Here is a 7,002-nt window from a genome sequence, read left to right on the forward strand (position 1 = left end):
TAGAGCAGGCTCTGTTGCTGGTTCTCGTCGAGCAAGTTCTCGGGCGGAATCAGCTCGAAGACTTCAATGGCCGACAACTCCCACCCGTGCGAGGTGGCGCCGGCGCGCAACTCATCCTCGGTCTCGGAGAGAGTGATGTAGAGGCAGCACTCGTCAGCCTCCGCTCCCGCGATCAGGAACTGCGTCGCGACTGTCGTCTTGCCGGTGCCCGGGGCACCTTCGAGAAGGAATGCGCGTCCACGCTGAAGTCCTCCTCCCAGCACGTCATCCAGCCCCTCGATGCCTGTCCTTGCTTGACGCTCGATCCGTTGCGACACTCTATTGTCCGATCCTTGCTGCCTTTTTCCACACTGTCATACGCTCGGCCGGCCGCGAGCGAGCGGGCTGGTCGGCGGAAACGGAGACGCCTGGCGCAAAGCACCCCGCGGCTGCGGCATTGACTGTTTATTAGGAAGGTGGCGAGATGAGCGCGACCATCCGAAGGCACAAACGCTCGCGCCCTAAGCTGGGTTCCAGTGTACCTGCAGCCCTCAACCATCTCCCTATCGAGGACACCGCTCACTCGATGTCTGCTAGTGTTTGCGTGGGTAGCTCCTCAAGATCGTGGGAGCCCTAACAGGGCCCCAACTCCATGGCACTCGCGTGCCGGGCGGAGGAGCCGTCCACAGCATCTGGATTCATGCAGGCTTATGCGGCTTGGATTAAGGCCAACGCCAGGTCGTAGCCGACGAACCATCGGCTGCGGGCCCGCAATGCTGCTATAGAAGGATCGGGTTATGAGCAAGACGAAGGCGAGTTCATCCGACGCGGCTCTGCGAAAGCTCGATGGCCTGCTTCCAGATCTTGAGGCTCTCTACAAGGACGTGCACTCGCATCCCGAGCTGTCGATGCAGGAGACGCGGACGGCGGGCCTGGCGGCCGACCGGCTTCGCGACGCCGGCTACGAAGTGACAACGGAGATCGGCAAGACGGGTGTCGTGGGCATCCTGCGCAACGGCGATGGGCCTACCGTTATGCTGCGGGCCGACATGGATGCGCTACCTGTCCAGGAGGCGACCGGCCTGCCGTACCAGAGCAAGGTAACCATGATCAATCGGGACGGTGAAACCGTTCCCGTCGCGCATATGTGCGGCCACGACATGCACGTCACTTGGCTCGCGGGCGCCGCAAAGCTGCTCGCCGAGGCGCGGCCGACCTGGCGCGGCACGTTGATGGCGGTCTTTCAACCCGGCGAAGAGACGGCGGAAGGGGCGCAAGCCATGATCGACGACGGGCTGTTCAAGCGTTTTACCAAGCCGGATGTGGTCCTTGGCCAGCACGTCATGGTAGGGCCGTCTGGGACTGTCGCCGGACGTCCGGGCGCCATTACCTCCGCCGCAGACAGTCTGCAGATCCGTCTCTTCGGCCGCGGTGCGCATGGCTCGATGCCGCAGGCAAGCATCGACCCCGTGGTCATGGCGGCTGCGACGGTGATGCGGCTGCAGACCATCGTTTCGCGCGAGGTGGCCGCTGCCGAGGCGGCGGTCGTCACCGTCGGAGCGCTGCAGGCGGGCACCAAGGAGAACGTCATTCCCGACGAGGCCATCATCAAGCTCAACGTGCGGACCTTCGATGAAGGCGTGCGCAAGCGAGTGTTGGCCGCGATCGAGCGGATCGTCAACGCCGAAGCCGAGGCTTCGGGCGCGCCACGTAAGCCAGAGATCACCGCCTTGGACCATTATCCTCTGAATTTGAACGATCAGGACGCGAGCAAACGGGTGGTTGATGCGTTCCGGGCGTATTTCGGGAGCGAGAGGGTGCGGGAGACGGGGCCTGCGCCGGCGAGCGAGGACTTCGGATCGTTCGGGACCGAGTGGCATTCGCCCTCGGTGTTCTGGTTCGTTGGCGGCACCGATCCGGAAGTCTATGCTAAGGCCAAAGGGGCGAACAAAATCAACGAACTTCCGGTGAACCACAGTCCGAAATTTGCGCCCGTTCTCCATCCCACGCTAAGAACTGGCGTTGAAGCGCTGGTCGTCGCGGCGCGGGCCTGGTTGGCATCGTGATGCCGTCGCAGTTGATGGAGATCGGCAATTCGGGGACACAACGTTGTGGAGTCGCTTCCGTATCTGCTTGATCTTGCGGGCACGTTCGTCTTTGCATTGAGCGGGGCGATGGCGGGCGTCAGGCACAAGCTGGACCTATTCGGCGTGCTGGTGCTGTCGTTCGTGGCAGCGAACACGGGTGGAATAACCCGCGATGTCCTGATCGGAGCCGTTCCGCCCGGAGCTATCGACGACTGGCATTATTTGGGCGTGTCGCTCGCGGCCGGGGCCATTACATTCTTCTTCCCGTTGGTTGTCGTGCGGCGTTGGAATCCCGTGCTGCTGTTCGACGCCGCGGGCCTGGCGCTGTTCGCGGTGTCCGGAGCGCACAAGGCGCTCGCGCACGGACTGAACCCTGTCATGGCGACCTTGCTCGGCATGCTGACGGGAATCGGCGGCGGCGTGGCCCGGGACGTTCTGCTGGCCGAGATTCCGGTCGTGCTGCGCGCAGAGCTTTACGCCGTGGCGGCGCTGCTTGGCGCGGCGGTCGTCGTGATTGCCGCAAAACTCCAACTTCCTTCTGGACCTGCCGTGCTGGTGGGGGCGGCGCTGTGCTTCGGTCTCCGAATCGTCGCGATGAAGCGAGGCTGGAAGCTTCCGGTCGCGGTTCTGGGCACGCAAAGTACCGAAGACGGTGACAAGCCATCGAGATGACGTCGAGGATCTGAGGCAGCTTCCATTCTTTACTCCTCGATCGCCGGGAAGATGATGCGCGTCGACGATCTGGCCCAGATCCCGCCGGCCTATCCGACCTTTGGAGGGATCCTGGCTCGTGCTGCGTTGATGGCGGCAGGACAGCTTGGCCTGAACGTCGGTTGGCAGGCCGAACAATTGGACGGCGCGCAGGCTGTAGAGCCGCGATCAGGATCCGGTACTGAGGTGAGGCTCGTCAACTTGAGACGACCAATCGATGATGAAATGCACGGCGAAAAATTTGCGGCGTCGTGAAGCCCAGCGCCAGCGCAATGTCCGCGTTGGCGAGCTTGGTCGTGCGCAGATATTTCAGCGCCGTGTGTGTCCGGAGCTCATCCAGGAGGCCGCGAAAAGAGATGCCTTGCTGCCGAAGCTGACGCCGCAGCGGGCGGTCGCTGATGTCGAGCACTTTCGCCACATCGGCAAGGGTTGGAGGGTTGGCGATATCACGCAGCAGAAGTGCGCGGATTTCCCCGGCGATCCCAACTCGTAATTTCAGTTCGTCCAGCAGATTATCGCAAAGTGCAACGACCATCGGATAGCTCGTGTTGTTTCCGAGATGGGCGGCCTGGTCCAGCCAATCCGAACGAAAAACGATGCGGTTGAGCCGGCGCTCGAAATGTACCGGACATCCGATCGAATCCGCGGGCAGCCCTAAACCATCGGCTTCAGAATAGGTCAGGCTGACGTGATCGGGAGCGAATGCGGCGCCCATGAGGCGTCGCTCGAGCAGAGTTTGCACGCCCATACCTGCTTTACGCTAGGCGCTGCGTTGTAACGCAGTCATTGCGCCTCGCAGATGGTGGTGAGACCCCGCAGACTGCGCCCTGGATGGCTTTGGTTTGTAGCGATAGGCCAGCCGCATTCAAGAAGAGAGTTCTCGCATTGTTCTCGGGAGAGACTCACAAGGCCGTCGCTGGTCAAGAGATTTCAAGCTCGACTGACGAAGAACCTTCTCGACCCTGCTACTGTATGCCAAAGTCTTCTCGGGCCGTACAACGGGACAAGGAAAATCCGAAATCATGTTTATGGACCGTGGAATTGCCGACGCCGGCGCGATGGGTGAGGGGACTCTGCCTGGTCATCGGTCGCGGCTTGTCAACCGACGGGCCTTTGTGTTCGGCTCCGCTGCCGGTCTCGCCGCACTGGGCCTGGCCGGTTGCGCATCCGACTACATGAGCCTGGCCGAGGCGGAGAAAGTCTACGGGCCTGTGCCCAACGAGAAATTCCCGATCCCTGCGGTCGATGTAAGTAAGATCAATCCGAAATATTTTCGCAAGACAGTGCGCTATGACAGCAATGAGGCGCCTGGTACGATTATCGTCGATCCCAGCAAGTACTATGTTTACCGCATTGAAGGCGAGGGAAACGCGACGCGCTATGGCGCCAATGTCGGCCGCGATGGGTTCCGGTGGAGCGGGGAGGCATATGTCGGGCGCAAAGCCGAATGGCCTACCTGGACGCCACCCAAGGAGATGATCGCGCGACAGCCGGAGGCGGGCAAATATGCTCGTGGTATGCCGGGAGGTCTTGACAATCCGCTTGGTGCCCGCGTGCTCTACCTCTATCAAAATGGGGCGTACACGCTTTACACGATCTATAGCACTAGCGACCCTGAAACGATCGGGAACGGCATTACGAGCGGCTGTACCGGCCTCCTCAGCCAGGACATGCTCGACCTCTATTCGCGAACGCCCGTCAAGACGAAGGTGATAGTGCTGCCGGCATAGGCAACGGCGTCGGTCCAGGCGCCGCCGGTAGCTCTCCGAGAGGCCCGTCGGCTTGACCTACGCCGCCTTGGCGCCGGCCGTCCGGCTATGAGCCTTGGGGGTGGTATCAGCTGCGATCTGTGCTCTGGTCCGCTTGGTGCGCGTGTGCCCATCGGTAAAATTCATCGAACGCGCGCCGCGGCTTAAATTGGTGTCGCGACGAAATCCGGACAGCAGGCTGGAGCGCTGCGTGCTCGTCGCGCAAGCCTCGCGCCGTGTTCATCGCGCCGAGCGCTGCAACGAGGTCGTTAAGTCCTTGGACTGTGTCGGTAGCCTCAAGAATGAATAGCGGCTGGCCGCGCTTCACATCCTGGCCAAGGCCAGCAGTTTCATCACCCACCCCGTGTATGGCGAGCAATGCAGCCACCTGGAGGTCACAATTTACAGCGGAGCCTCCTCCTTTTCATTCCGTCGAGGGTACCCCGCATCAGCCCTGGCTAGGCTCGCGGACCCTGACCCGTAGACGGGCTCGCGATGTGCAATCCCGAGATCGTTCAAGGCCCTTTTGGTGAACTATGGCGCATCACCCATTTGGTGAACTATGGCGCATCACCCAGCCGTTCGCGTTAATCTAGGCAGCGCGTTCCTTGTCTAAACGTTCGGCGGTCGGCGGCTTCTTGCACCTGTTTTTCGTAATTGCCGACCAACCTCTCAACACTATCGGCCCACATCCTCAGCAATGAAACCTGAAAGCGAAGCATTGGTTTCAGGGCATTCACGCCGATTGCTGTCGCTGCGGCAATTCGCCTTTGTGGGTCGCTCGTAGGGTTCTTGTCTGTCATGCTGTTCGCTCCTTAGCTGCGGTGCTATGGCCAAACTAAGCGTCGGTTAGCGCACCTTGCGACTCTAAACGCTCGGCCAGAACTTGATCTGCCGCGAGTCTCGCAGCTCGGTCGTGATGCAATTCATCCAGGCTCTTCAAGTAAGCGACTGCCGCTATTTGCAAGAGATCGAAATCATGTCGGCCGGTATCACCAAGATTAGTGACGTAGCGATAGAGAGCCGAACGCCTTATGTCCTCCTCGCTGACACCGCTATGGAGCAGCAAGTAGTTCCGCCAAGCGAACGCGCACGCGCCTTCTATAGCCTGAGAAGTCATGGGCTACTCCCAAACCTCAGAGAAAGGCTGAGGAGCCGTTTCGTTCCGCGAACTCTCGGATGTAATGTTGTTCCGTCGCTGCTGTAACGTTGTTCCGTCGCTGCGCTGATCGCGGACCGGAGGACAACGGCGCACGCTGCCGCGGTGCTGGAGGCGGCGGCGCGCGCTTCGGTCTTCACAATCACAAAGGATCTAAGGCGGCGGCGGCTAAGTGGAGCGGAGAGCTCTCGTCCAGATTGGAGGCTGCCACAAGACTACACGAACAAGCTGGTAAGAGGATTTCTGTTCAAAGAACTTTTTGTGCAGGCATGGTGATGCCCGGAAAATGGATCAAGATCGAAGGCTGATGGGTCGGGCGAACGGCGCTGATTGCTCGGTGTTATAAGTGCTGGAAAAGGAATTCGTGTCCTGTTCTAAGAGGAGATCGCGGGGGCTGGCGAAGGGAGTTCGGCGGTGAGCTTCATGAACCAGCCTGGCGCGCTTCGCGCTCGGGAGGATGCTCATCATAATTCCCTGCGCCACGCCTGCCGCAAGCTTTACAGATGAATCGCGGCCACAATGTTCACTCCCGATCGGGGATGTTCGTCTTGCTACCCCAACGGGAGGATGTGTGTTCGGGCATTTTCTGTTTGACGCATGCTAAGCTCGCGCGCGCGACTTTTGGTGGACGGGAAATAGGACAAGGAAAGCCGGGCACAAGGCAACGTTTTTTCGCACCGCTTCGATCTCCGCGCTGCTGTCGGGATTGTATCTGATCTTCCAGGCGATCGTCAGCTTCGGCTTTGGCGGCTACATGGCCGGCCGGATCGCGCGGCCTACGCCTGCGCTCGTAACGATTGAAGATGATGGCGAGCGGTGGGACGGGCAGCATGGACTGATGTCATGGGCGCTCGCGGCGCTAATCGGCGCAGCACTGCTCGCGATCCTCGGTGCGTCCGCGATCGAGCGCTCGCCGATGCGCAGCTCGGCTGGCAGTGCAACTGCCGCCGAGCCGCTGTTGAGCTATGAGCTTTCGCGCCCCGCGTCGGCCGCCAATACTGATATGCGGGAAGCCCGCGCCGAACGCAAAGACCGTTCTGGCGAAGCTGCAGAGAGCCGATAGATCGCGCGGGCGGGCAACGAAGCGATGGACTAGGCGCAAAGTGATGGCCGACGTCCCGGGCGGGCGCAAAAGGAGCCAATGGATGCCGGCCCATCACTTTCCGGTCTCTGCTAGCCCAACTTGCGCAGATTCGGGGGGTCGGTTCAGGCAAATCAATGCCTTAGCTGAAAAGTCGCCACTACACATTTGTCTTGAGGTCAGGCGCTGCGCACGAGGGGCGGCAACTCATGCTCGGCGAGGCGCATGCGCTTGGGC

At 60.9% G+C, this 7,002-nt stretch carries 8 protein-coding genes; 4 read left to right on the top strand and 4 right to left on the bottom strand.

What is annotated here, in order from left to right:
- A partial coding sequence (locus SO139_RS44995; protein ID WP_498542057.1) for an ATPase domain-containing protein occupies window positions 1–317 on the bottom strand: 317 nt, incomplete at its 3' end.
- Between the two features lie 459 nt (window positions 318–776).
- On the opposite strand from SO139_RS44995, the gene SO139_RS45000 reads away from it, so the two are divergent.
- A complete protein-coding gene (locus SO139_RS45000; RefSeq protein WP_449381567.1) occupies window positions 777–2,045 on the top strand; it encodes a M20 family metallopeptidase in 1,269 nt (422 codons plus the stop codon).
- A 45-nt stretch (window positions 2,046–2,090) separates the two neighbouring features.
- Window positions 2,091–2,738: a trimeric intracellular cation channel family protein gene (locus tag SO139_RS45005; RefSeq protein WP_449381568.1), complete on the top strand. Its 648-nt coding sequence runs from the start codon at window positions 2,091–2,093 to the stop codon at window positions 2,736–2,738.
- A gap of 235 nt (window positions 2,739–2,973) precedes the next feature.
- On the opposite strand, the gene SO139_RS45010 is transcribed toward SO139_RS45005, so the two are convergent.
- Complete coding sequence (locus SO139_RS45010; protein WP_474804809.1) at window positions 2,974–3,525, bottom strand: helix-turn-helix transcriptional regulator; 552 nt, start codon at window positions 3,523–3,525, stop codon at window positions 2,974–2,976.
- Between the two features lie 274 nt (window positions 3,526–3,799).
- Between SO139_RS45010 and SO139_RS45015 the strand changes: the two genes are divergently transcribed.
- Complete coding sequence (locus SO139_RS45015; RefSeq protein ID WP_449381570.1) at window positions 3,800–4,507, top strand: L,D-transpeptidase; 708 nt, start codon at window positions 3,800–3,802, stop codon at window positions 4,505–4,507.
- Window positions 4,508–5,112: 605 nt separating this feature from the next.
- Here the strand turns inward: SO139_RS45015 and SO139_RS45020 are convergent.
- Together SO139_RS45020 and SO139_RS45025 are read right to left on the bottom strand one after the other, a co-directional pair.
- Window positions 5,113–5,328, bottom strand: a complete 216-nt coding sequence (locus SO139_RS45020) for a hypothetical protein (RefSeq protein ID WP_449381571.1) — start codon at window positions 5,326–5,328, stop codon at window positions 5,113–5,115.
- A 35-nt stretch (window positions 5,329–5,363) separates the two neighbouring features.
- Entirely contained in the window at window positions 5,364–5,645 is a 282-nt protein-coding gene (locus SO139_RS45025) for a hypothetical protein (RefSeq protein WP_498542058.1), read from the bottom strand.
- A 745-nt stretch (window positions 5,646–6,390) separates the two neighbouring features.
- Between SO139_RS45025 and SO139_RS45030 the strand changes: the two genes are divergently transcribed.
- Complete coding sequence (locus SO139_RS45030; RefSeq protein ID WP_474804805.1) at window positions 6,391–6,747, top strand: hypothetical protein; 357 nt, start codon at window positions 6,391–6,393, stop codon at window positions 6,745–6,747.
- Window positions 6,748–7,002: the final 255 nt, after the last annotated feature.

This window comes from Bradyrhizobium sp. UFLA05-89 (genome assembly GCF_059803475.1).